At 65.3% G+C, this 1,918-nt stretch carries 1 protein-coding gene and 2 pseudogenes; 2 read left to right on the forward strand and 1 reads right to left on the reverse strand.

Annotated features, from left to right (window positions below; translation table 11 throughout):
• Window positions 1-164 (forward strand): annotated as a pseudogene (locus JV551A3_RS27685) (histone deacetylase); the annotation flags it as partial.
• Between the two features lie 148 nt (window positions 165-312).
• Entirely contained in the window at window positions 313-1,548 is a 1,236-nt protein-coding gene (locus tag JV551A3_RS27690) for a TIGR03862 family flavoprotein (protein WP_133979306.1), read from the forward strand.
• 120 nt (window positions 1,549-1,668) lie between these two features.
• On the opposite strand, the pseudogene JV551A3_RS27700 reads toward JV551A3_RS27690, so the two are convergent.
• Window positions 1,669-1,918, reverse strand: a pseudogene (locus JV551A3_RS27700) (DEAD/DEAH box helicase); the annotation flags it as partial.

The following is a 1,918-nucleotide window of genomic DNA, read 5'->3' on the forward strand; positions in this document are numbered from 1 at the left end:
GCGTTGCCGCCCGTGACGAAGCNGTGCTGCGCCACTGCCTGGGCCGCGACATCCCGGTGGTGGGTGTGATCGGCGGTGGCTACAGCAAGGACCGCGCAGCGCTGGCCAGGCGCCATGGCATCCTTCATCACAGCGCGGCGCGCGTCATCGGTTGTTCACAATGACTGTGGAACCGCTTGTGGATAACCTGCGGGAAAGGCGCTGCAGCCCTTTACAAACAAGGCCTGCAGAGTAGTGATCATTTTTTGATCAGTGCTTCCACAGGGCGCGCTGCGCTAGAATGCGCCTCTTTTCCACAGCCTGCTGCCCACCATGCCTGATCTGAGCCCCGCCTCCCCTCCCCTCGCTGTCGTCATCGGCGGCGGCCCAGCCGGCCTGATGGCCGCCGAAGCACTGGCCCAGGCGGGCCTGGCGGTCGAGGTGTTCGATGCCATGCCTTCGGTAGGCCGCAAGTTCCTGCTGGCGGGCGTCGGTGGCATGAACATCACCCATTCCGAGCCCTACCCGGCGTTCGTCAGCCGGTATGCCGAGCGCCAGGGCGAAATCGCTGCGCTGCTGCAAGACTTCGATGCCGACGCCTTGCGCCAGTGGATTCACGGCTTGGGCATCGAAACCTTCGTCGGCACCTCGGGCCGCGTGTTCCCCACCGACATGAAAGCCGCGCCACTGCTGCGTGCCTGGCTCAAGCGCCTGCGCGAAAAAGGGGTAGTTATCCACACCCGCCACCGCTGGTTGGGCTGGAATGCTGAAGGTGCATTGCGGATTGCTTATCCACAGGGCGAGCGGCTGGTGAAGGCCGCCGTGGTGGTGCTGGCGCTGGGTGGCGGCAGCTGGGCGCGACTGGGCTCGGACGGTAGCTGGCAGCCGCTGCTGGCCGAACGAGCTGTGGATATCTCCCCCTTGCAGCCCAGCAACTGCGGTTTTGAAGTACCAGGCTGGAGCGCGCTGCTCAAGGACAAGTTCGCCGGTACGCCGTTGAAGAACATTGCCCTCAGCGTTCCCGGCAGCGCGCCGCGCAAGGGGGAGTTCATCCTGACCGCGCAGGGTGTGGAAGGCAGCCTGGTGTATGCATGGTCAGCTCCGGTGCGCGAGGCCATCAACCGTGAGGGCCACGGGGTGTTGCTGCTGGACCTGTTGCCGGACAAGCCTGTGGAAAAGATTGCCCAGGCGCTGGCCAAGCCACGGGGTTCGCGCTCCATGGCCAAGCACCTGCACAGCCAGCTGGGTATCGATGGGGTCAAGGCGGCACTGTTGCGCGAGCTGACCAATCAGGCGACCTTTGCCGACCCTGATGCCTTGGCTAAGGCGATCAAGGCCTTACCGATAACGCTGGTGCGCACACGGCCACTGGACGAGGCGATAAGCAGCGCGGGAGGGGTGCGTTTCGAGGCGCTGGATGAGGGCTTGATGCTCAAGGGCATGCCGGGGGTGTTCTGTGCCGGCGAGATGCTGGACTGGGAGGCGCCGACCGGGGGGTATTTGCTGACCGCCTGCTTTGCCAGCGGGTTGCGCGCCGGGCGAGCGGCAGCAGACTGGCTCAAATCCTGACACTTACTCGATCCACTGTGGGAGCGGGCGTGCCCGCGAACACGGGCGAAGCCCGTGCCATGCACCGCGGTGCCTGCTTCGCGGGCATGCCCGCTCCCACAGGGGCCAAGCTTCCCCAGGCTACGGCTTACGCTTGCGCGGCCCACCATTGAAACTAGGCACCTTGCGCACTGCCTTCACCGCCGGCTCCGCACTGCCTGCTTCAGCGCTGTCCATCCAGCGCCCCAACCCGCGCTTGGCGCTGTTTTCCTTCGGCTTCTTGGGTTTTTTCGGTTTCTTGATCACCTGGCCACTGGCGTCGGTCATCGGCACCCGGTGGTCAGGGATGAAGTCCGGCTCTTCATGACGCGGCAGGGTCTGCCGGGTCAGC

The sequence above is a fragment of the Pseudomonas inefficax genome, assembly GCF_900277125.1.
In the GTDB taxonomy this organism is placed as follows: domain Bacteria; phylum Pseudomonadota; class Gammaproteobacteria; order Pseudomonadales; family Pseudomonadaceae; genus Aquipseudomonas; species Aquipseudomonas inefficax.

Excerpts from the sequence above, each read along its gene's own strand:
- JV551A3_RS27690 (WP_133979306.1), top strand. The coding sequence starts at position 313 with ATGCCTGATCTGAGCCCCGCCTCCCCTCCCCTCGCTGTCGTCATCGGC.